This window comes from Pseudomonas mucidolens, assembly GCF_900106045.1.
GTDB classification, from domain to species: Bacteria; Pseudomonadota; Gammaproteobacteria; order Pseudomonadales; family Pseudomonadaceae; genus Aquipseudomonas; species Aquipseudomonas mucidolens.
Genome location: NZ_LT629802.1, coordinates 4610427 through 4631426 on the forward strand (window position 1 = coordinate 4610427; position 21000 = coordinate 4631426).

Consider the following 21000-nt stretch of genomic DNA (forward strand, 5'->3'; position numbering starts at 1 on the left):
TGTTTGCAGGAACCGTACTGGCACGCATCACACTAGGGATTTACATCTGCGCCTTAACTTCCTCATAAGAATCCCAAGACAAGGACGAATGATCGATCATATGATCGATCACGCACCTAACATATCCATCGAGTTCTAAGAACAACGCCTCACGATCCCTGCCTGACGGGACGAGAAACTCCAAACGGCCACCAATATGAACTATCCGTGTTCTCAGACCCATTTCATCTCCCGTGACAGGATCTTTTTTTCCAGTAAGTTCTTCAAACCTATCCAAAATCTTTTTTCGTTCGGAAGGACATGTTGTGATGTATCTCGATATGACTGTCTTGACTTTTGTGAATTTTTGATAAGCTTTAGGAAAAGCCAGAAACTCCAACAGACTTAGGGCTTGAATAAATTTCGCAGTCGAGGATTGTGTTTGTATCATCTGGGAATATAGCGACAGAGCATGGATAACTATTCCCCCCACTTCTCCCCCATACGGCATCTGTTCCCACTCAGGTTGCCGAAGAACCAACCCTAGCCCACGGGTTATCTTATGGCTGAACGCTGCGCCACCTAGAACTACTGACTGATGAGTGAGCCCGTTGATCAGTAGAGCCCCCGCCATCATCAAGTTCGATTGCAACTGACCAGGCAATGCAGGAAGCCCCTCATCAGGAGTTTGTCCCAATCTACAATGCCAGTACCTGAACAGATCGAAACACAAGGGTTCAGTCAATCCAGACAGAGCATCGATCATTATCATATGGTCTTTATGGTTTGCATGAATCAATGCCTCCCAAGAAAATCTCACAGGAAAAACCATGACTGGGTGAGACTTTAAATCTGCTATCGACACGCCTGATGCTGCGGATTGGAGAGCCGCCGCCATCAACGCGCTTTGATCGCCAGCTATCGTTGAAAATCCAAATCGACCGACAGGATAAATAGCAACACCGTTAGGGATTAATACAACCCTATCAGTCTGCAGCCTTGCAAGCGGCAACACGACCAGATGACAACCGTCCTTTAAATACTTTTCATACGTAACAGCCCACTGACCGGTGATGATCTGTTCATAATGGCTGTCATCGTACCAATGCCCATGCTCAAGCGGAAAGGTAAGATTCAGATTATGAAATACAGGCTGCAGATTCTGCGGTCTCGGCTTCACAAATTCAGAAACTCCAAGCCAGCACTCCAAACAGCTTCTTTCGCACCCGCTTTTATAATCAACAGGCCTATAAAAATGATGCTCGGAAAAGCCGCCCATATAATCACCAATGGTGTACGCCTTGCCGCAGTCTTTGCAGTGACGATCCAAACTCAAATTGTAATCATCTACCAGTAGACCTTCATGCTCAAACCTCACAGAACCTCCAAATTACCAACATAATAATATCGATATGATTAACTATCGGCTCGTCAGGCTGAATCCTGAAGCCTCATCGACCATTGCCGATCAAATGAGCCTTGCTATCATTCTACGTGCCCTGCCACCAGAGCACATAACATTATGTCCTGTTTAGAACTGGCAATCCCCACTACCAAATGAGGGATCTGTCTTGGGCTCTCGGATACTTCTCCATGGCGCGCTCCATCAGAAGTATTTTGTCCCCTGTGGGCTTATTCCTGAATACGCGAAATGCAGAGAACCAGTCGCCGTCAACCTTCCTTAAACGAAGCTCCTCAATAAAAGAACCATTCCGCGCACTAATGAATAGATTGAATCTTGCATAATCATCTTTCTTTTCAATGTCGAATGCTGGAATTTTATGAAAACCGCTCTGGCCCGGTGGAAGTGTTGCGATATTAAGTATCAAGGGCTGAGAAATCTGTTCTTCATGATTTCTGTCTTCGTCAAAGAAACGAATTGATAAATCATATTGCGGGTACTCGCTTTCCGAAATAATCGCAGGCGAAAGAGCCCCTGGAAAAAAACCTTTCAATATATCTACGTAAGCAAATCCGTCGCCGCCAGTTATAGATGCTATTCCTTCCTTTGCAAGAACCCTACTTTCCTCTGAGAGAGCCAGAATCTTGGTATTCAATTGCTTTATTTGGACTACTTGAGTTTCGGATTCTTTCTGAGATTTATTTTGTTCGTGAGATGCCCAAAGTGCGCCACCAGCGCTGATCAATGCCCCGATACAAGCTAATGCTGCTGGCAAGGAAAATGTTTCATAAACCCAGTTAAACATTTATTGCGCCTCAAGAGGTAAATAGACACCTTGTCATGTCCAACTTAAATTAACTTCTGCAAGCATTGCTTTCCGTTCAGGTCTACCTGATTATAAATTTTGTACAAATACAATTTCACTAAGTATGAAAAATGGCGCTCGCGACTTACTCCGACCACTTCAATCCTCCACTACTGACTGTTGCCTGCCACTCATGGCAGGCTACTAACGACCCAAACTGGACACACAAAAAAACCTATGCATTAACCAACTAAAAAACAAGGGGCGAGTAATTTTAGCTCTCCCCTCTGTATGAATTAAAACCCTGGCAATTTTCCTAAATTGTCTTTACTGATATCATTTCGATCAGTCGATAGTTACGTGTCATCTATGACATGCACTAATGCACCATTACTCCAATTTTTGCTCTCTTTGCTATGAATAATCGTCTGAAATGTAGCTTTATTCAGACGAATCAAGTCAGCTACGAATTCTCTTGGTACTATACGGGCCGGGCCTATTTTCGATCCTTTATCTTCATGAACTTTCAGCATAGCGATATGCTGATTCGACGTGTCATACCTAACGGCTGAAATGCAAAAATCAGTCATTTTCGATCCCTGGCTAGATGGCCAAAATATTAGGATATAGATTGGTAGCACATCAAAATCAAGGGCTATTTACATAGCCTAGGGTGAATGATCGTTTTTGGCCGATACTGTTGGAAAAATCGGCTTCGGTTTCCACGGCAGAAAAGTACGCGTCGGAAATTGTAATCCGCTTTGCGCAGAATGTTCAGGGCTCAAATTGACGTAGCAGCATGCAAAAAGGGCCTTTTTACTGCTCAATGTATGGGCGGCCAAGCCGGGGTGACTTGCTCAGCAGAATCGGCCGATTCCTGCCTATTAGCCGCAGCGGTAACGGTAACGGTCGGACTAAGAATGTTTACCATTCCGTACGCGTCTTTGGAAGATTAAGGTGCTGACACTTTGTAAATACCGGGTTCGATTCCACTAAAATCCATAACTAGCTGATTTATTTATAGTTACCGGTTGGGGTACGCCAAATTTTCCACCGAACTCCAGTCCCGCAGAAAACCTAGCCCCGCTCCTAGCTACCGTTCGTCTGGTGCCGCACCATATCTCAAAGCCCCGCAACGCGGGGCTTTGTGGTTTCTGGAGTTTGGAAAATCCCCCCTGCCAACCGTCCAAAAAGCGGCCTCAGTCCAGAATTCGTCCCATTTTTTTGAACGGCCATTTTTTCTCCCCGTCTTTATCCCTTTTCTTCTCGAAATATTAGCCAGCGACTTCTGGAATACACATCCGCCCTCTTTTCCAGGACTCCAACCGGCAAGAGCATGTCACTCCGCGTGAGATCGCCAACCAGATTGAGGGTATTTTACTTGGATGAAGACGAAGCCCACCGCTGGCACAGCAAGGAAGCATTGACATGGACATCTCAACCGCACAAAGCATCAAGCTCGCCATCGTATCGGCGAGTGGGCTGTCAAAGGATGCGTTGCACATCTATGTGGGCATGGCGGTCTATTTAACGTTGATCACCATCACCCGACGACACAAGCCATACATGGGCTGGCTGGGTGTTTTCATCATCGCGTGCGCTGCCGAGTGGGTAGATAGCCGAGATGATATTGAAAGCTTTGGATACTGGCGTTGGCAGGCAAGCGCACACGACATGCTCAACACGTTGTTTTGGCCAACAGTGCTAACGCTGCTTTGGCTTTTAAAATGCCGCAATAAGGCCAGCGAACGGCCGTAAGACTCTCGCAATCTGTTCGCCTCACGGGCGCCTCCCACGTCACACCGGGCGGCATTTTCTGCTAAAAAAATCTCTAAGCGAGCATCAGAAACCCGCCCACCCCCACCTGCACAAATATTCTAAACACCGCTTCCCGTAACGCAGTAATTTAGTCACTCAGGTAAATCAGGCACTTTTTGGAGTTATCCGTGGATACCCGCAACTGGATTGAGCTGTCCCAAGATGCCGATACCGGGATTGAGTCGATTCGCGCCCATTTTCAGGGGCATGCGTACGATCCGCATTGGCATGACAGCTTTCTGGTGGGGATCACGGAGCAAGGGGTGCAGCAGTTCAATTGTCGGCGGGTTCGTCATCTCAGTACGCCGGGCAAGGTATTTATGTTGGAGCCAGGGGAGATCCACGATGGGCATGCGCCTACCGAGGAAGGGTTTACCTATTCCATGCTGTACCTGGAACCGCATTGGCTGGAGCGAGAGTTGCACGCTTTGTTCGAGCACGTACCGGCTGACTGCCAGCTGGGTTTTGCTGCCACTTTGAGCCAGGATACTGGGCTGTCCACTGCCATTGCCCAGGCCTTCCACGCTTTCCATGAGGGTGATTTGCGCATTGTGCGCCAGAGTGCCCTCGACACTTTGCTGGACTCACTTACTGGCCACCTTGATTGGCGCAAGCGTCAAGCTTGTGATCCGCGACTGCCGCTGACGGCCCAGGTTGCGCGTGATTATCTGCATGCCAATGTCTGTGAGGACATCGGCCTGGATGACCTGGCTCACGCCTGTGGTGTTGACCGCTTCCGCCTGACTCGGGCTTTCAAGGCAGCCTTTGGCTTGGCGCCGCACGCGTACTTGATCCAGCTACGGCTGGCCAAGGCACGCCGGCTGTTAGCCCGGGGCGAGTTGCCGGCGCAGGTGGCCAGCGCTCTCGGGTTTGCCGATCAAAGCCATATGGGACGCTGGTTTCGTCGTGCCTACCAACTCACGCCGGCGGATTATCGTAAGCGCTGCTCAAACCTTCCAGACTGACTTGGGCTGACTTGCCACCATGGATTTCTTTCTGCTCAAGGGATCCATGCCATGTTGGTGTCATTGCTCGTTTTCCCTGTCTCAATGCCCCTCTCGGGAGCCTGAGCCATGGAATCGTTACTGCCTTTCGTGCTCTTTGCGTTCGTTGCTTCGATTACCCCGGGGCCGACCAATATTCTGGTTTTAAGCCACAGTTCGCGGTCCGGGCTCTATGCCACGCTGCCGATCATCTTGGGGGCGTGCATGGCGGCGGCGCTCATCGTGTTGGCAGTCGGTCTCGGCGTGGGTGAAACGCTGCTGCGGTTTCCGTTGGTGCAGCAGGCGATGGTCTGGTGCGGGGTACTGTGGCTGAGCTGGCTGGCTTGGCAGATTTTCAGTAGTCCACCTCCCGCCCTGGACGTGGCGGCACCACGTGACAAGGGCCTCAATGTGTTCAGTGCCGCTACCCTGCAATTGATCAATCCCAAGGTATGGATGATGGCTCTTGCGGTGGTAAGTGTGTTTGTCGGGGATGGCGACAAGACCCTACGCGTGATGGTCCTGACGTTATTGTTTTTGCTGGTTTCCTTGCCGTGCATGACTTTTTGGGCATTACTCGGCCTGGGGACCGCCCGGGTTTTGAGCTCGCCACAGGCGCTCAAACGTATGAACCAGGTGCTGGCATGCCTGCTGCTGATATCCGCTTGGTTGCCGGTAATGGTCTGACGCGCGGAGAATAGCTTTTGAACACAGGGATGAAGGCAGGAAGGATTTTGCAGAAGAATCTAAAATAGATGTTCGCGCAAAAAAGCGCGATCAATAAACATGGATATTGAAATTATGCGCACTCTGCACTCGGTTTCGTTGCTGCTCATTGTCGCCACTTCAACCGTAGCCTGTACCACCCAACTGACTGACGCAGGCCAGCAGGTCAACCTGGTAACGGCGTCGTCAGTCCAGGCTTGCAAGGTCATCAAAGGATTCACGGTAAAGGGCTCCTCAAACGGGGACGCACTCAATATGGCGTTCAACAAGGCCGCTGAGCTTGGAGGCGACAGCGTGAGCATTGTCAACGTAGAGGAAGACGCCAGGATCCAGACGGCGGCGTTGAATTGCCGTCGATGAAAAACCACGGGACACCCATTGCAAGTATCCCGTCAAGGTCAGAACTTATGCTCGACTAACCTGATAAAGCAGCATCAACGCAAAGCCGATCAAAAGCACCGCGCAAGCATAATCAATACCTCGCAACCAACGCCGGGACAATCGCTTCAACATCAACGAGCATGACCCCGCCAACGTTATCCACCACAGGGAAGATCCAAGAAACACCCCCAAGACCAACCACAGCCCCGTCTCTGTGTTCGACTGGCTGACGCCCAGCCCGGCAAACAGCGTGACAAAACCCAGAATGGTCATGGGGTTAGAGAGCGTAAGCAGGCAAGTCGTGGTGTACATGCCCCACAGATGCCATGCGGTAGAAGGGGCGGCGATAACCTCGGCTTTTTTTTCCAGGGTTTTCCACGCCAGATAGATGAAGAACACCGCTCCCGCTATCCGCAGATATTGAGTATCACCGATCAGCGACAGCAGTCCGGCCAAGCCAAATAACGCGGCGATGGCATAGACTGCATCCGCTGTCGCAGCGCCCATGCCGGTGATGAATCCTGCCTTGAATCCTCCCCGTAACGTGTTTTGAATACTTAGAAGCCCGATGGGGCCGACGGGCGCCGCGATGGCTAAACCGAGTAGCATTCCTTTGAGTAACATGGCTGGGGACTCGTTGTGTGGGATAAGCTATTTTGGATGGCTTGCCACTACGGGCTCCATTGCGAAGTGAAGCTTTGCAGAGCGCTTCACTTAACGATTCATCGTTTCAAGGCACCTCAAGGCCCCCATGACCAGCAGACCCCTCGATCGTTTGGACAAGCGTTTGCTGGCTGAGCTTCAGGTAGACGCGCGACTGAGTTTTGCTGAACTCGGCAGACGAGTCGGACTGTCGACACCCGCGGCCGCCGAGCGGGTTCGTAAGCTTGAAGACCAAGGTGTACTGCGCGGTTATCGAGCCGAACTCGACAGTCATTCCATTGGTTATCCGGTTACCGCGTTTATCAGGCTGTATGTACCGGCTGAAAGCTATTCCAGGGTGCTGTCAGTGATTGAGGGAATGCCTGAAGTGCGCGAAGCGCATCATGTAACGGGCGAGGCTTCGTTCGTGCTCAACGTGGTTGCCCCGTCATTGATTGCCCTGGAAACCTTAATCTCAGCCTTTGATTCGTTCGGCAAAACCGAAACATCCATTGTGCTTTCGACTCGCTTGGCAACTCGCGGCTTACCCATAAATCCTGACCAGGTTGTGTAAGCACAACGCGAACCGAAAAGAACGCCCTACCTCGTTAATCACAGCTCGCAAGAAAGCGCAGCTTTCGACGGTTTAAAATTCAACCCCAGCACGCTTATCAGCACGATGACAGTGCCGACCAGCACCATGCTCGTCGGGCGCTCAGCCAGCACCATCGAAGCCATCAGCATTGCGGTGGGCGGGATCAGGTAAAGCGAGATGCAAGCGCGGCTTACGTTGCTGTGCGCAAGCACGTATGCCCAAGCGAGGTAGGCCAAGGCGCTGGGGAAAATGCCGAGCAGGAGTACAGCCAGGTTGACCGACAGCGAGGCATGTTGTGCTTCGCGCCACAGACCCGGCGCATAGACCAGCAGCAGCGCCGTGCCCGACCAGATGGTGTAACACACCATGGTCAGGCCGTCGTGGCGATGGGCATGGTGTTTCTGCAAGGCGAAGTACAGGCTCCACGACAGCGCCGCCAGCAGGATCAGCAGCCCGTTGGCATCCATCTCACCCATACCTTGGTCTCCGATGACGACCACGGCGGCGCCGATCAGGCCCGCCGACACGCAGATCCATTGCCAGCCATTGACCCGGTCCTTGAGTACAAAGTGGGCCAATAGCGTGCTGAACAGTGGCGTGGATTGAGCCAGCACGCTGGCAGCGCCGGCGCTGACCCCGCGTTGGCCGTAGTTGAGGGCGATATGGTGCAGGCTCACGGCGAAAAACCCCAATACCGCCAATAGCGGCAGGTCTTTGAGGCGTGGCAGGGAAATGCGCAGCACCGATGCGACTCCGGCCATGAACACCGAGGCAATGAGAAAGCGCATCAGCGCCAAATGACCGGGCTCATAGGCCTGAAGCCCGATGTGGATGCCTATCGGGGAATAAGCCCAGCAGAGGATCACGAACAGTGTCGCGAGGGTGACTTTCACCTCGGGTCTAGCGTTCATCGGAAATCACCACAAGCAGCCACCTGTTATGCGCGGGATTTGGGCGGGAGACGGCTTCAACGTCTGCGCACGCTGCATGAAGTATCAAAAACCGACGACATCACTACAAGTGACTTAAACTCGATTCAGTATTCACTTTGGGTGATGTATGGAATTGTCCCAACTGCGCATGTTCAAGACAGTAGCCGACATCGGCAGCATCGCGCGCGCCGCTGAATCGCTGCACTGCGTACCGTCGAATGTCACCGCACGCATCAAGTCCCTCGAGCGTGAACTGGGTACACCGTTGTTTTTCCGGGATGGCAGAGGTTTGCGGATCTCTCCGGCTGGCGAGATTTTTCTGGAGTACGCGACGAAAATTCTCAACCTCGCCGATGAAGCGCGGCGCGCGGTGGCGCCTACGAGCGTGCCGAGCGGGCGCTTGCGCATCGGGGCCATCGAGTCGAGCGCGACAGGACGCCTGCCACGCTTACTGGCCAAGTTCCACGCCCTGCATCCGCAGGTTTCCTTGGAATTGAGCACCGGTACCTGGGCTCAGTTACTGGAGGATATTCTGCATCACCGCTTGGATGGGGCGATCGTCGCGGTGGACATCGACCGTCCCGGCCTCAAGCGGACAGTGATGTATCGCGAGGATTTGGTGCTCATCGCCGCCGAATCCCATGGCCCCTTGCATACGGCAGCAGATCTGCACGGCAAGGACATCTTCATGTGGCCTGTGGGTTGCCCGTATCGCCTGGCGCTTGAACAGTGGCTAACACGCCATGACCAGACACGGAAAATCGTCAGTATCGCCAGCTACGGCACCATCGTCGGATGCGTCAGCGCGGGTGCCGGAGTCTCGCTGGTGCCACGTGGAATCTATGAGCAATACCGCCACGGGGCGGGTTGGAATGGCTATGAGTTCGCGGATCTGACGCGTATCGATAACCTGTTCTACTGGCATGCAAACGCGGGTCGACACCCGGCCCGGGAAGCTTTTTTGGCGCTGTTGCAGGCGCAGTTCAAGGATCCGACATCGCCGTGAAACACGGCGCACGGTCTTGCCCTGCCTGTCCAATTCGAGACAAAGATGGCACTTTGCCATATTTCTGATTGACACCCCCCGCCCGCTCCTTTAAAAACCCATGCAATCGCTGCGGTGAGGGCTGATCGTTGACGCCCCATCGCAAGCACCCGCGCTCCTGCAGGAGCCCCAGGAAGCCAAAACCGCCGACTCGCGGTTTTTATCGAGACAGGGATGTCGAAAAATCCCCCACTTTTCAAGGTTCGCCGCTATTGGCTAGCCGCGCTTATCGTGTTGCTGGCGGTGCTCGATCCGTTCGGCCTGGCCAGCTCCAGTGACCAGGCATCTGCACAGTGGCTCAACCGTATGTTCGCCAGCGGGTATGAGCGCGATGGTCAGCAACGCATTGCGATGGTTCTGATCGATGATGCGTATCTGATGCGCAATAACACCTCATGGCCGATGCCGTATGGCGAACAGAGCAAGTTGTTCAAGCGCTTGCTGGCATACAAGCCCAAAGCGGTGTTTGTCGACTTGTTGTACAGCCACGATCACTCGTTCGGCGATCCGGCACGCGGCAGCCAGCTGTTGGCGAATGTATTCGAGCGTTACCAGCGCCAGGGCATTCCCTTATGGTTGGCGAATACCGGCGTGACCCGCGGCGAAAACGGCCGAGCCAATACCCTGGAGCATTTCAGCGAGGTCAGTCAGCCGGCATTGGTGGTATGGGAAGGCATCGGTGACAAATACCCGCTGGCGATGCCGACTGCATCAGGCGCGATGGAAACACCGGCGTTAGCGATGTACCGCAAGCTCTGCAAGGACTCGCCCTGCGCGGACCTGCCCAAGGATCCCGAGGCAGCGGCACAGTTGCCGCCGATCGCGGTGCAGTGGGGTTTGAGGCTGGCGCCGGAACAGGCGCGGATTTCGGATATTCGCGGCTGCGCGCCGGCGCGCAATTTCCTGCTGGATGGCCTGGGGCAGTTGCTCCAGGCAGTGTTCTGGAAGCTGGACAACTCGGCCCAGGCACGCTGCCCCTATACCTTGACCTTGTCGGCGAGTGATCTGGAAGTCAGCTCGCCCGCGGATCAGGCGCTGATTGCCGAGTTGCTGTGCGACCGTCTGGTGCTGGTCGGGGCGAACATCACCTCCACCGGTGATGTGGTGCAGTCGCCGGTACATGGGCTGATTCCCGGGGTTTATCTGCATGCCATGGCCCTCGACAACTTGATCAACGAGGGCATGGATTACGAGCGCGAACCGGCCAACTTCGCGGGTTGGAATCTCAATTGGGTAGACCTGCTGGAGCTGGGTTTACTGGCCTTGATTATCGTGCTCAAGGCGCTGCATGCGCGCCGCCTGGCGGGCGTGCAACCCTGGACTCGCTGGCAGCGTCGGGAGAGCAGTTTTTTCACTTCACCGCACCCTTCGTGGTGGCTGGTGATGACGGTGTTGGGCGCGGTGTGTGGGGTGCTGTTCCTGAACCACATCACGCTGGTCAACGTGCTGGGGATTGTTTTGCTATCGATGGTGCTGTTCAGCGAGCGGATCGAAGCCTTCTTCGACCGGGGCAACTGAGAGCGCCGCCATGTCGTCTCACTCAAGGAAACCAAGGATGACCAAAACACTCATTGTGTTGCTCGTCGTACTCTTCAGCCAGGAAGTGCGGGCTGATGCCCACACCATCCAGGCGTTCCTCGCCGACCCGGTGGCGGTACTGGATGAGCAGGGCAAGTTGCAGCGGGAAATCGCGCAAAAAGATGCACCGAAACAACCGGTGCCGGTCTTGCACTACAACCAGGCCCTGGATCTGGTGCAAGTGGAGTTAGCCGGCCAGAAAGTGTGGCTGGACCCGATGGACCTGCGGATCGAGCCGCCTTTTCATGTGACCGATCTGCCATGCCAGCAAGTGCCCAAGAGCCTGGCCAGTGACAGCCATAACAAGTCCACCCTCGGTTACGGTGCCGGCTGCAATCAATAAAGGAGCGTCACGGTGAAGGGATATCTATTGCTGGCCAGCGCGCTGCTCAGTGGTTGCGCCACGTTGAAGGGCGCTGACCAGGCGTTCCTGAACCTGGTCGGACCCTCGACCCAATCGCGGGTCCAGGGTCACTATGTCGACAACAGCGACGTGCGCCAGTACTACACGCTCGACCGGCAACGCGCCGGTCAGCAGCGCCTGAGCTACGACGGTCGCACCGTGCCCGCCGCCGAGGCACGCCAGCAGAACCTGGTGGATATCCCGATGTTGCAGGTGTACCTGCAAGGTATCGTCACGCGCCTGTCCAAGGGCTGGCCGGGTGATTTACCGGCTTTGCAGGTGAAAATCACCGACAGTTACAGCTTCGGGCCGGCGGCAGACCCGTACGGCAATATCTTCGTGCCGTTGGGTATGCTGGATAACGTCGGCAGCGAAGACGAGATCGCCGCGATGCTCGGCCATGAGATGAGCCACGTGTTGCTGCACCACCACGACCGCGCGGCGGCGTTCCAGCAACAGAAAGAACTGTTCACCACCGTCGCCTCCACCGTAGCCTTGGCGGCGATGGCCGCCGACACCCGCGTGGATCGCAGTTCCGGGACGCTGAAACTGCTCAGCAAGGACCCGATAGGCACGCAGAAAACCATCGGCAACACCGTGCTGTACACCGCGCTGGCCAACAGTTTTTCCGACAACATCTGGAGCACCGCCTGGGGTCGCAGCCAGGAAGACCAGGCAGATTTGCTCGGCACCGACTTGATGATTCGTGCCGGCTATGCACCGCGCGCAGCCACCCATAGCCTGGAACGCCTGAACGATTTCCAGGGCAAGCAGAAGCCGTTGCTGGCGGGGTTTCTTACCGCCCGCAAAAACGCGATGCAAGACTCGTTGCAGCAGTTCAACCTCAATCGCTTCACCCAGGAACTGGACGTGCTGGTCAAGGACGGCCTGACCACCAGCATTGCCGCCACCAGCCAGTATTTCAACCGCTCTCACATGTCGGCCATGGACCGCGACACCGAACTGCGCCAGTACCTGCAACGCGAATACCGCAAGGAACGTCGCGCCCGGGTCAACACCCGGAGCTGGCCAAAAGTGCGCGACGCGAACGCCGTCGCCAAGGCCTTGCAGGGTTACAAGGACGCCTACGCCGCCACCGCCGCGCTGGAACGAAACAAAGTGCCGGAGGCCGACGCCTTTATCCGGCGTGCCTTGAATTCACCGGTCAAGGATCAGCCGAATATTCGTCGCACGGCTTACGCGGTGCGTCTGGCCCAGGGTAAAAACGCCGAAGCACTGAAGCAATTGCAGGCGATCAAGGATTGGTCCCTGGCCGGGCCTTCGACCTACGATTTGATGATCAGCTACCACCTCAAGCGTGGCGACGGCCAGGCCGCGCTGGCGATGATCGACAAGGCCGAACGCCACTTGGGTTCGGAAGAGTTGTTTATCACCGAGAAGTTGCTGGCCAACCAGCAATTGCGCAACGCGCAACAAGTGCAAAGTGTCTTGCGCAAATGCGAGCAGTACCCGGCCCGCAAGGCCAACTGCCAGAAGCTGGCGCCGGTGAAAGCCTGATCCTGCAGGTTCTGCGGCGCTAAAAAAACCCGATCCAGTCGCAATGCCGTTCAGTTAAGCAAGTGAAGCGCCTGATACCGCTTATGTGGCGAGGGGGCTTGTCCCCCGTTGGGCTGCGTAGCAGCCCCAAAGGCCTCCCCGATCGTCCAGTCAAACCGGGGGGGGGAGGTTTGAGGGTTGCTTCGCAACCCAACGGGGGACAAGCCCCCTTGCCACAGGATGGTGTTTGGCACGCGACTTTCTTAACTGAACGGCATTACGATCCAGTCGGGTTTTTTAGGCCTTGAATCAGGCGCAACGCTCGATCTTAGAACACGTTGATCGGGTAGTCGGCGAACAGACGCAATTCGTTACCACCCACGTTGTAGTTGCTGGCGTTGTTGGATACGCGCAACCAGGAAGCACGCGCACGCAGGCTCAGGTCCTTGGCTGGACCCGACTGTACGACGTATTTGAACTGGTTGAAGATCTCACGCTCGGTGCCATCGCCGCGACCGCTGCCGTCGTCGATGTTGGTGCCGCGCACGTAAGCGATGTTGTAGGTCAAGCCCGGTACACCGAAGGCGCTGAAGTCCAGGCCGTAGCCTGCCTGCCAGGAACGCTCGTCCTTGCCGTTGAAGTCAGACCAGAACGAGTTGGCCAGCAGGATGGTGTTACCACCGTCACCGATGCCGCTGAATCGGGTGTTGTCGCGATAACCGCCATACATGTAACCGGTGTCACCACTACTGCGCTGGTGCGCCAGGGTCAGGCTGTGCGGACCGAATGCCCATGTCGCGCCCAGGCTCCAGATCTTGTTGTCGCGGGCGTTGGCGTCACCTTGGGTTTGCAGGGCGAAGCTCTTGTCCAGCTTGGTCTTGTAGCCGTTGAAGTCAAAGGTCAACGATTGCTGCTCTGGCAGGGCCAGCACGTAGTTGACGTTGATGTATTGCTTCTTCAACACATCTTCCATGTCGGAAGCGTACAGGGCCGCCGACAGGCTTTCGGTGAACTTGTAGCTACCGCCCAGGTAGGAGATGTTTTTCAGTTTGCCGCTGTCGGTGCCTTCGGCGCCTTTTTGGGCTTCCTTGGTGAAGCGACCGCCTTGCAGCTCAAGGCCTTCGATCTCTTTGGAAATGATCGAAGTACCGGTGTAGGTTTCCGACAACAGACGCGAGTCGTCGTATTGCAGGACCGGCACGGTTGGCATCTGCTCACCGTACTTCAGCACGGTGTTGGAGATGCGGGCCTTGACGGCAGCGCCGCCCTTGGCCAGGTCGCTCGCCGCTTCGCCGCTGTCGCCTTGCTTGAAGAAATTGATGCCGCCAGCACCGCTGCGACCTTTACCACCGTCCAGACGGATGGCGTATTGACCAATCACATCCACACCCACACCCACGGTGCCTTGGGTGAAACCGGATTCGAACGTGCCGATGAAACCCTGGCCCCATTCGGCTTTGTCCTGCTGACCGTTCTTGTAGTCGCGGCTGATGTACGCATTACGCACCGCGATGTTCAAGTGGCTGTCCTCTACAAACCCCTTGGACTGCTCCTGGTCGTTAGCCATTGCCTGCGTAGCGCTCAAAATCCCCAGAGCAAGCAGACCCATCCGTTTGTTCAACATTTTCTTATTCCTTATTACTGGTTGAGTACGCGCTGTGGCACCTGGCTCCGTTTGCATTGTTGATGTCGACTTTTCCGCCAATGAAAAAAGGCCCGCGGACGACTGAATGGCCGCGAGCCTTTTTTATTATTGGAGAGTCATGGCGGTTAGCCACAGGCGTTGGGGCGAATCCTAGCCGCGCCTTTCGCCATGTGTCAATTTCGTGAATCGTCTGGGCTTAGGCGAAAAAAATCTAAGCGACGCCAATTGGCCATCACCCAGAAATGCGGATGCGCTTCAGGTTCACGACGTGAAAAGCGTCGAGGACGCGGCTCAGCGGCCTGCAACGCTCCCGCAGCATCCAGCACTGGGACTTATAAAGTCTAAACACAGCGGGTCGCTCCCATTCCAGATGGGAGCGATCATCTCGGAGCTGGTTAGTTTTTGATCAGCTCACACAGCACTTGCACTTCAGCCTCGCTGAGCAAGCCGGCCGGATAACGCTCCCTCATCAGCCGTTGCGGATCAGCTTTTCTGATCTGATGCGAACCGTTTGTCTTCAACCAGCACGCCAACGCATGAATGGCGTCCCGGTGCACCATCAGAGGATGGGACGTGCGCTTGTAGACAAGGTTGATATCAGCATTCATTTCGACGCTCTCCTACTGCTGGAGCGGCTAACTTACTCAAGGTTTGTGACAGAACTGCGCAGTCATATTCCCGAACCACTGTCGCAACGCTGATACAAGAGCTATGCCAATGTGCCGATTTACCGGGGCCTGCGGGCAAGAAAAAAGCCCACGCCCCCTGACGGGCCATGGGCTTGTCGCATTTGCCGGAATCATTTCCCGACGGCCAGCCGCTTTACTCAGCAGTCGGCTGTTACAACTGCACTCAGTTTTTCTGCGGCGCGGGCTGTTGTTGGGTCAGGCAGTGAATATTACCGCCGCCCAGTAACAGTTCACGGCCCGGCACCATCACCACTTCGTGTTGCGGGAACAGGTCCTGGAGAATTTCTCGCGCACGGCTGTCCAGCGGGTCGTCAAAACTCGGCGCGATAATGCCGCCATTGACGATCAGGAAGTTGACGTAGGAACCGGCCAGCCGCACCGTTGGATTACGTTCCTGAGTGCCGTCCACCGGATCGACACCGGCGCATTCTTCCTCAGTGGCGTACAGCGGCCCGGGGATCGGCATTTTATGCACGATGAACGAACGTCCCTTCGCATCAGTGCTGCCTTGCAGCACCTCCATTGCCGCGTGGCAGCGGGCATGGTTCGGGTCTTGCGGATCGTCGGTCCAGGCCAGCAGCACTTCGCCAGGGCGCACGTAGCAGCAGAAGTTATCCACATGACCGTCGGTTTCGTCGTTGAACAGCCCGTCCGGCAGCCAGATGATCTTATCCACAGCCAGATTGGCGCTGAGCAGCGTTTCGATTTGCCCACGGTCAAGGTGCGGGTTGCGATTAGGGTTAAGCAGGCACTCTTCGGTGGTGATCAAGGTGCCTTCGCCGTCGACGTGGATCGAGCCGCCCTCCAGCACAAAACCTTCGGTGCGGTAACGCGGGCTGCGCTCGATCTCCAGAATCTTGCCGCCCACCTGGGAATCACGGTTCCAGGGCGAATACAGGCCCCCGTCAAAACCGCCCCACGCGTTGAAATCCCAGTTCACCCCACGCACTTCGCCATTATCATTGATCACGAACGTCGGGCCGGTATCACGCACCCACGCATCGTCACTGGACATCTCCACCACACGAATATTCGGCACGTCCAGGCGGGCCCGTGCGTTCTCGTACTGAGCGGCCGAGACCGCCACCGTCACCGGTTCAAAGCGCGCGATGGCCTTGGCTACGGCCACATGGGCAGCCTGCGCGGGCTTGCCGCCCAGGCGCCAGTTGTCCGCACGCTCGGGCCAGATCATCCAGGCCTGGGTTTGGGCCGCCCACTCGGCGGGCATATAGAAGCCGTCTGCGCGTGGTGTGCTGTGCAAGGTGGTCATGGCGATCAGGACTCCAGCGAACCGTCGAGAGTCTTCAGCGCGCCGTACAGGTTCGGACGACGGTCACGGAACGAGCCCCACGCACTGCGAATGTGCTCCAGCTCGTCGAGGTCGAAGCTGTGAACCAGGATGCCTTCGTCGGTTTCGTTGAGTTCTTCGACCTTCTCGCCGAACTGGTTGGCGATGAACGAGGAGCCGTAGAAATCGATGTCATAGCCGTCCTGCTCTTCGTTACCGATACGGTTGCTGGCGATCAGCGGCATCAGGTTGGCGCCGGCGTGGCCTTGTTGTACACGCTGCCAATGGTCACGGGAGGAAATGCTCTTGTCATGTGGCTCACTGCCGATGGCGGTCGGGTAGAACAGGATTTCCGCGCCTTGCAGCGCCATGCTGCGGGCGCATTCCGGGAACCACTGGTCCCAGCAGATGCCCACGCCGATTTTGGCATAGCGGGTGTTCCACACCTTGAAGCCGGTGTCGCCAGGATTGAAGTAATACTTTTCGTGGTAGCCAGGACCGTCCGGGATGTGGCTTTTACGATAGATCCCGAGGTTGGAACCGTCGGCGTCAATGATCGCGATGCTGTTGAAACGCGCACGGCCCGCCAGCTCGAAGAAGCTGATCGGCAGCACCACTTGCAGTTCCTTGGCGACTTTCTGGAAGTGCTTGATGGCCACGTTGTCTTCAACGCGGGTCGCCAATTGCAGATACTCCGGGTTCGGCTTCTGGCAGAAGTACGGGCTCTCGAACAGTTCCTGGATCAGGATGATCTGCGCACCTTTGGCGGCGGCCTCACGGACCAGCTTTTCAGCGGTCTCGATGTTGGCTTCAAGGTCCCAGGAACAGGCCATCTGGGTAGCGGCGACGGTAACGATACGGCTCATGAATCATCTCCTGGGTGGTGGTCAGTGATCAGATTGGCAGTGATCGATGACAAAAAGGGGAATACTGGACGCCAGTGTATCGCGTCGGGGCTGCGGACGACTTTATAGCGGATAAAAATCGACTATTGAAGAACAAATAATTCCTTTCGTCTAAAAATACTCAAAACAGCCCGATAAAAATCGATAAAATGCCGCTAATCGTAAATTTTTCTGGTGTTGTCAGGTATCTATAATCGGCCACTGACAACAGGAATGACGCAACCTTCGAGCAGCGGCCCCTTGCACCGCGGCGCTGCACAACACAAGCTATGCCCCATTCGCTTAATGTCCGTCTAAGGAAAAGGCCTCTCGACATGCGCATTCTCGTCACTGGCGGCGCTGGCTTCATCGGCTCCGCACTGATCCGCCATTTGATTCAAGACACTCACCATGAAGTGCTCAACCTCGACAAACTCACCTACGCCGGCAATCTCGAGTCGCTAGGCAGCATCGCGACCGATAGCCGCTATGAGTTCGTCCAGGCCGATATCATCGACCAGCCAGCCGTCAGCGCTGTCCTGGCACGTTTCCAGCCCCAGGCCATCATGCACCTGGCGGCGGAGTCCCATGTCGATCGCTCCATCGACGGCCCGTCGGACTTCATCCAGACCAATATTGTCGGCACCTACAGCCTGCTGGAAGCCGCGCGTGCCTATTGGCAGCAGTTGGAAGAGCCGGCCAGGAGCGCTTTCCGCTTCCATCACATTTCCACCGACGAGGTGTATGGCGACCTGCATGGCGTCGATGACCTGTTTACCGAAACCACGCCTTACGCGCCCAGCTCGCCATACTCTGCCAGCAAGGCTGCGTCCGACCATCTGGTCCGCGCCTGGCAGCGCACTTATGGCCTGCCGGTGCTGTTGACCAACTGCTCGAACAACTATGGGCCGTTCCACTTCCCCGAGAAGCTGATCCCGCTGGTGATTCTCAACGCGCTGGCTGGAAAACCGTTGCCGGTATATGGCGATGGCCTGCAAGTGCGCGACTGGCTGTTCGTTGAGGACCACGCCCGTGCGCTGCTCAAAGTGGTCACCGAAGGCGTGGTGGGCGAGACCTACAACATCGGCGGTCACAACGAGCAGAAGAACATCGATGTGGTCCGCAGCATCTGCGGCCTGCTGGAAGAACTGGCGCCCCAGCGCCCGGCGGGCGTCGCGCAGTTCTGCGACCTGATCACGTTCGTCAAGGACCGCCCCGGCCACGATCAGCGCTACGCCATCGACGCCAGCAAGATCGAACGCGAACTGGGTTGGGTTCCTGAAGAAACATTTGAAACCGGCCTGCGCAAAACCGTGCAGTGGTACCTCGATAATCTGGAATGGTGCCGCAGGGTCCAGGACGGCAGCTATCAAGGCGAACGACTCGGCAACACTGACATGAAGGATCTGATCGCATGATGAAGGGAATCGTATTGGCCGGCGGCTCCGGCACTCGTTTGCACCCGATTACACTGGGTGTTTCCAAGCAATTGTTGCCGGTGTACGACAAGCCAATGATCTACTACCCGATCTCGGTGCTGATGCTGGCCGGGATCAAGGACATCCTGGTGATTTCCACGCCGGTGGATTTGCCGCAGTACCGTAACCTGCTGGGCGATGGCAGCCAGTTCGGCGTGCGCTTCAGCTATGCGGAGCAGCCAGCGCCGGATGGTTTGGCGCAAGCATTCCTGATCGGTGAAGCGTTCATCGGCAACGATCCGGTATGCCTGATCCTGGGCGACAATATCTTCCACGGCCAACACTTTGGCGACCAGTTGCGCAGCGCTGCAGAGCGTCCTAGCGGAGCCACTGTCTTCGGTTATTGGGTCAAGGACCCGGAACGTTTTGGCGTGATCGACTTCGACCAGCAAGGCCGCGCACTGTCCATCGAAGAAAAACCGGCCAAGCCTAAATCGTCCTACGCCGTGACCGGCCTGTATTTCTACGACAACGATGTGATCCAGATCGCCAAGGCGGTCAAGCCTTCGCCCCGAGGCGAGCTTGAGATCACCGACGTCAACAACGCCTACCTCCAGCGTGGCGACCTGCATGTGGAGCGCTTCGGCCGTGGCTTTGCCTGGCTCGATACAGGCACCCACGACAGCCTGCTGGAAGCTTCGACCTACGTGCAGACCATCGAGCACCGCCAGGGCTTGAAAGTGGCCTGCCTTGAAGAGATCGCCTACGAGAACGGCTGGATCGACCGCGATCATCTGCTGGAGCGCGCCAAGTATTTCGGCAAGACCGGCTACGGCCAATACCTCTACTCGCTGGCGGGTGAGCGCCAATGAATGCAGTTGAGACCTCGCTCCCAGGCGTGCTGATCATCGAACCGAAAGTATTCGGTGATGATCGCGGTTTTTTCTACGAAAGCTTTAACGCCCGCGCTTTCGAACATGCCACGGGACTCAAGCGCGACTTCGTGCAGGACAACCATTCCCGCTCGCAAAAAGGCGTATTGCGGGGCCTGCATTATCAGCTCGAGCACACCCAAGGCAAACTGGTACGCGTCACAGTCGGCGAAGTATTGGACGTCGCCGTCGACATCCGCCGCAGCTCGCCGAACTTCGGACGGTGGGTGGGCGTGCGGCTCTCGGCGCAGAACCACCGTCAGCTATGGGTGCCGGAAGGCTTCGCCCACGGCTTTGTGGTGTTGAGCGACCACGCCGAGTTCCTCTACAAGACCACCGACTACTACCAGCCAAGCGCCGAACGTTGCATTCTCTGGAATGACCCGACACTGGCCATTGACTGGGAACTGAGCGAGCCGCCACAACTGTCCGCGAAGGACCGGATTGGTAAAACCCTGACGGAAGCCGACCTGTTCCCATGAAAATCCTGATCACCGGCCAGCACGGCCAAGTCTCCCGTGAGTTGCAGCAGCGACTCGCCGACCTGGGCGAGTTAATCGTCCTGGGGCGCGACCAGCTAGACCTGGCAGACGTCGAACAGATCCGCCAGCAAGTGCGCGCCCAGCGTCCGGACCTGATCATCAACGCCGCGGCGCACACCGCCGTCGATCAGGCCGAAAGCGAACCGGATGCGGCCTTCGCGATCAACGCCATCGCGCCGGGCATCCTCGCCGAGGAAGCCAAGGCCTTGGGCATTCCGCTGATTCATTACTCCACGGACTACGTGTTCGACGGCAGTAAATCGACACCCTACACCGAAGACGACGTGACCCACCCGCTGGGTGTCTACGGCCAGAGCAAACTGGCCGGCGAACAGGCCATCGCGGCAGTGGGCGGCGAGTACCTGATTCTGCGCACCAGTTGGGTCTACTCGTCCCACGGCAAGAATTTCCTGCTGACCATGCAGCGCTTGCTGCAGGAAAAACCGCAGATGCGCATCGTTGCCGACCAGATTGGCGCACCAACCTGGGCCGGCACCATCGCCCACAGCACCCGCGCACTGATCGAGCGCTGGCAGGCTGGTCAGGCCGGAGAGTGGGGTGTCTATCACTTGACAGCCCGGGGCGAGACGTCCTGGTTCGGTTTTGCCCAAGCCATTGGCGAGCAACTGCTGGCCGAAGGTAAACCCTGCGCCCAGCTGGAGCCGATTCCTTCCAGCGCCTACCCAACGCCAGCCCAGCGTCCGCTGAACTCGCGTCTCGACTGCAGTCGCCTGCACCAGCAATGGAAAATAGCTCAACCGCAGTGGCACGAAGCATTGCGCGAGTGTCTTGCACAGCAGCACTAGGCATAATGCG

General features: G+C 56.3%; 21 protein-coding genes. 13 read left to right on the plus strand and 8 right to left on the minus strand.

Annotation, left to right across the window (positions count from 1 at the left end):
• Nucleotides 1-40 precede the first annotated feature (40 nt).
• Together BLU75_RS27375 and BLU75_RS21230 are read right to left on the minus strand one after the other, a co-directional pair.
• Nucleotides 41-1315, minus strand: coding sequence for a hypothetical protein (locus BLU75_RS27375; protein ID WP_130909367.1), 1275 nt, complete (start codon nt 1313-1315; stop codon nt 41-43).
• Between the two features lie 214 nt (nt 1316-1529).
• On the minus strand, nt 1530-2186 hold the full coding sequence (locus tag BLU75_RS21230) for a hypothetical protein (RefSeq protein ID WP_084380971.1): 657 nt from the start codon (nt 2184-2186) through the stop codon (nt 1530-1532).
• A gap of 1428 nt (nt 2187-3614) precedes the next feature.
• Between BLU75_RS21230 and BLU75_RS21240 the strand changes: the two genes are divergently transcribed.
• From BLU75_RS21240 to BLU75_RS21255, 4 genes are all read left to right on the plus strand, one after another.
• Complete coding sequence (locus tag BLU75_RS21240; protein ID WP_084380973.1) at nt 3615-3944, plus strand: hypothetical protein; 330 nt, start codon at nt 3615-3617, stop codon at nt 3942-3944.
• 188 nt (nt 3945-4132) lie between these two features.
• Nucleotides 4133-4969 (plus strand): AraC family transcriptional regulator, encoded by an 837-nt coding sequence (locus BLU75_RS21245; protein ID WP_084380974.1) that lies wholly within the window; start codon nt 4133-4135, stop codon nt 4967-4969.
• 108 nt (nt 4970-5077) lie between these two features.
• Entirely contained in the window at nt 5078-5674 is a 597-nt protein-coding gene (locus BLU75_RS21250; protein WP_084380975.1) for a LysE family translocator, read from the plus strand.
• A gap of 99 nt (nt 5675-5773) precedes the next feature.
• A complete protein-coding gene (locus tag BLU75_RS21255; protein WP_169716219.1) occupies nt 5774-6073 on the plus strand; it encodes a DUF4156 domain-containing protein in 300 nt (99 codons plus the stop codon).
• Nucleotides 6074-6118: 45 nt separating this feature from the next.
• Here the strand turns inward: BLU75_RS21255 and BLU75_RS21260 are convergent, their stop codons facing one another.
• Nucleotides 6119-6718, minus strand: a complete 600-nt coding sequence (locus BLU75_RS21260) for a LysE family translocator (RefSeq protein WP_084380977.1) — start codon at nt 6716-6718, stop codon at nt 6119-6121.
• Between the two features lie 127 nt (nt 6719-6845).
• On the opposite strand from BLU75_RS21260, the gene BLU75_RS21265 reads away from it, so the two are divergent.
• Nucleotides 6846-7310 (plus strand): Lrp/AsnC family transcriptional regulator, encoded by a 465-nt coding sequence (locus tag BLU75_RS21265; protein WP_084380978.1) that lies wholly within the window; start codon nt 6846-6848, stop codon nt 7308-7310.
• Between the two features lie 38 nt (nt 7311-7348).
• Here the strand turns inward: BLU75_RS21265 and BLU75_RS21270 are convergent, their stop codons facing one another.
• The gene (locus BLU75_RS21270; protein WP_084380979.1) at nt 7349-8242 is read right to left on the minus strand and encodes a DMT family transporter; all 894 of its coding nucleotides are present in this window, start codon (nt 8240-8242) and stop codon (nt 7349-7351) included.
• 148 nt (nt 8243-8390) lie between these two features.
• Here BLU75_RS21270 and BLU75_RS21275 point away from each other — a divergent pair, with 148 nt between their 5' ends.
• From BLU75_RS21275 to BLU75_RS21290, 4 genes are all read left to right on the plus strand, one after another.
• A complete protein-coding gene (locus BLU75_RS21275; RefSeq protein WP_084380980.1) occupies nt 8391-9269 on the plus strand; it encodes a LysR family transcriptional regulator in 879 nt (292 codons plus the stop codon).
• Nucleotides 9270-9482: 213 nt separating this feature from the next.
• Nucleotides 9483-10826, plus strand: coding sequence for a CHASE2 domain-containing protein (locus tag BLU75_RS21280; RefSeq protein ID WP_084380981.1), 1344 nt, complete (start codon nt 9483-9485; stop codon nt 10824-10826).
• 37 nt (nt 10827-10863) lie between these two features.
• Nucleotides 10864-11229, plus strand: coding sequence for a hypothetical protein (locus BLU75_RS21285; protein ID WP_084380982.1), 366 nt, complete (start codon nt 10864-10866; stop codon nt 11227-11229).
• 12 nt (nt 11230-11241) lie between these two features.
• On the plus strand, nt 11242-12807 hold the full coding sequence (locus tag BLU75_RS21290) for a M48 family metallopeptidase (RefSeq protein ID WP_084380983.1): 1566 nt from the start codon (nt 11242-11244) through the stop codon (nt 12805-12807).
• A 307-nt stretch (nt 12808-13114) separates the two neighbouring features.
• On the opposite strand, the gene BLU75_RS21295 is transcribed toward BLU75_RS21290, so the two are convergent.
• The 4 genes from BLU75_RS21295 to aguB form a co-directional block, all read right to left on the minus strand.
• On the minus strand, nt 13115-14410 hold the full coding sequence (locus tag BLU75_RS21295; protein ID WP_084380984.1) for an OprD family porin: 1296 nt from the start codon (nt 14408-14410) through the stop codon (nt 13115-13117).
• 416 nt (nt 14411-14826) lie between these two features.
• Nucleotides 14827-15039 (minus strand): hypothetical protein, encoded by a 213-nt coding sequence (locus BLU75_RS21300; protein WP_084380985.1) that lies wholly within the window; start codon nt 15037-15039, stop codon nt 14827-14829.
• 244 nt (nt 15040-15283) lie between these two features.
• The gene (aguA, locus tag BLU75_RS21305; protein WP_084380986.1) at nt 15284-16390 is read right to left on the minus strand and encodes an agmatine deiminase; all 1107 of its coding nucleotides are present in this window, start codon (nt 16388-16390) and stop codon (nt 15284-15286) included.
• A gap of 5 nt (nt 16391-16395) precedes the next feature.
• A complete protein-coding gene (aguB, locus tag BLU75_RS21310; RefSeq protein WP_084380987.1) occupies nt 16396-17274 on the minus strand; it encodes an N-carbamoylputrescine amidase in 879 nt (292 codons plus the stop codon).
• Between the two features lie 353 nt (nt 17275-17627).
• On the opposite strand from aguB, the gene rfbB reads away from it, so the two are divergent.
• Genes rfbB through rfbD form a run of 4 tightly spaced genes read left to right on the plus strand, consistent with a single transcriptional unit; the run spans nt 17628 to nt 20990 of the window.
• Nucleotides 17628-18710: a dTDP-glucose 4,6-dehydratase gene (gene rfbB, locus BLU75_RS21315; RefSeq protein ID WP_084380988.1), complete on the plus strand. Its 1083-nt coding sequence runs from the start codon at nt 17628-17630 to the stop codon at nt 18708-18710.
• The gene (gene rfbA / locus BLU75_RS21320; protein WP_084380989.1) at nt 18707-19582 is read left to right on the plus strand and encodes a glucose-1-phosphate thymidylyltransferase RfbA; all 876 of its coding nucleotides are present in this window, start codon (nt 18707-18709) and stop codon (nt 19580-19582) included. Before rfbB ends, rfbA begins: the two co-directional genes overlap by 4 nt.
• Nucleotides 19579-20124 (plus strand): dTDP-4-dehydrorhamnose 3,5-epimerase, encoded by a 546-nt coding sequence (gene rfbC / locus BLU75_RS21325; RefSeq protein ID WP_084380990.1) that lies wholly within the window; start codon nt 19579-19581, stop codon nt 20122-20124. The genes rfbA and rfbC overlap by 4 nt, the downstream gene beginning before the upstream one ends.
• Nucleotides 20121-20990 carry a dTDP-4-dehydrorhamnose reductase gene (rfbD, locus tag BLU75_RS21330; protein ID WP_084380991.1) on the plus strand — a complete coding sequence of 290 codons (870 nt, stop codon included), beginning with the start codon at nt 20121-20123 and terminating at the stop codon, nt 20988-20990. Before rfbC ends, rfbD begins: the two co-directional genes overlap by 4 nt.
• Nucleotides 20991-21000 lie beyond the last annotated feature (10 nt).

Excerpts from the sequence above, each read along its gene's own strand:
- BLU75_RS21230 (WP_084380971.1), bottom strand. The coding sequence starts at position 2,186 with ATGTTTAACTGGGTTTATGAAACATTTTCCTTGCCAGCAGCATTAGCT.
- BLU75_RS21240 (WP_084380973.1), top strand. The coding sequence starts at position 3,615 with ATGGACATCTCAACCGCACAAAGCATCAAGCTCGCCATCGTATCGGCG.
- BLU75_RS21250 (WP_084380975.1), top strand. The coding sequence starts at position 5,078 with ATGGAATCGTTACTGCCTTTCGTGCTCTTTGCGTTCGTTGCTTCGATT.
- BLU75_RS21255 (WP_169716219.1), top strand. The coding sequence starts at position 5,774 with ATGGATATTGAAATTATGCGCACTCTGCACTCGGTTTCGTTGCTGCTC.
- BLU75_RS21260 (WP_084380977.1), bottom strand. The coding sequence starts at position 6,718 with ATGTTACTCAAAGGAATGCTACTCGGTTTAGCCATCGCGGCGCCCGTC.
- BLU75_RS21265 (WP_084380978.1), top strand. The coding sequence starts at position 6,846 with ATGACCAGCAGACCCCTCGATCGTTTGGACAAGCGTTTGCTGGCTGAG.
- BLU75_RS21270 (WP_084380979.1), bottom strand. The coding sequence starts at position 8,242 with ATGAACGCTAGACCCGAGGTGAAAGTCACCCTCGCGACACTGTTCGTG.
- BLU75_RS21275 (WP_084380980.1), top strand. The coding sequence starts at position 8,391 with ATGGAATTGTCCCAACTGCGCATGTTCAAGACAGTAGCCGACATCGGC.
- BLU75_RS21280 (WP_084380981.1), top strand. The coding sequence starts at position 9,483 with ATGTCGAAAAATCCCCCACTTTTCAAGGTTCGCCGCTATTGGCTAGCC.
- BLU75_RS21285 (WP_084380982.1), top strand. The coding sequence starts at position 10,864 with ATGACCAAAACACTCATTGTGTTGCTCGTCGTACTCTTCAGCCAGGAA.
- BLU75_RS21295 (WP_084380984.1), bottom strand. The coding sequence starts at position 14,410 with ATGTTGAACAAACGGATGGGTCTGCTTGCTCTGGGGATTTTGAGCGCT.
- BLU75_RS21300 (WP_084380985.1), bottom strand. The coding sequence starts at position 15,039 with ATGAATGCTGATATCAACCTTGTCTACAAGCGCACGTCCCATCCTCTG.
- aguA (WP_084380986.1), bottom strand. The coding sequence starts at position 16,390 with ATGACCACCTTGCACAGCACACCACGCGCAGACGGCTTCTATATGCCC.
- aguB (WP_084380987.1), bottom strand. The coding sequence starts at position 17,274 with ATGAGCCGTATCGTTACCGTCGCCGCTACCCAGATGGCCTGTTCCTGG.
- rfbB (WP_084380988.1), top strand. The coding sequence starts at position 17,628 with ATGCGCATTCTCGTCACTGGCGGCGCTGGCTTCATCGGCTCCGCACTG.
- rfbA (WP_084380989.1), top strand. The coding sequence starts at position 18,707 with ATGATGAAGGGAATCGTATTGGCCGGCGGCTCCGGCACTCGTTTGCAC.
- rfbC (WP_084380990.1), top strand. The coding sequence starts at position 19,579 with ATGAATGCAGTTGAGACCTCGCTCCCAGGCGTGCTGATCATCGAACCG.
- rfbD (WP_084380991.1), top strand. The coding sequence starts at position 20,121 with ATGAAAATCCTGATCACCGGCCAGCACGGCCAAGTCTCCCGTGAGTTG.